Raw genomic sequence first — 261 nt, forward strand, 5'->3', positions numbered from 1 at the left:
GGCATGACCGTCTCGCCGCTCAGGGCCCGTCTACACGGCCAGTTCTCTGGTGCGTTCAGGTTGCCATCCTCGTCCCACACACGCCAATGCGAGTTGCGATCCGGCCGCCTCGATGGAATGGCAGTGGGCATATATTGATCCATCAGGGCGTTGCTCAGTGTCCAGACACCCGTCGTATCCATCACGCCGACACCAGCCGGCAGTTGCTCGATGATCGTCAACAGGCGTTTTTCGCTCGCGCGAAGCGCCTCGTTTGCCTGC

The 261-nt window shown here is 61.3% G+C and carries 1 protein-coding gene; it reads right to left on the bottom strand.

All coding sequences use genetic code 11. The annotated features are described in order from the left end of the window. Window positions 1–221: hypothetical protein (locus SB822_RS58385; protein ID WP_410859281.1), on the bottom strand; the 221-nt coding region annotated here is incomplete at its 3' end. Window positions 222–261 lie beyond the last annotated feature (40 nt).

This window comes from Paraburkholderia sp. SIMBA_054 (assembly GCF_046534875.1).
Lineage (GTDB): Bacteria > Pseudomonadota > Gammaproteobacteria > Burkholderiales > Burkholderiaceae > Paraburkholderia > Paraburkholderia hospita.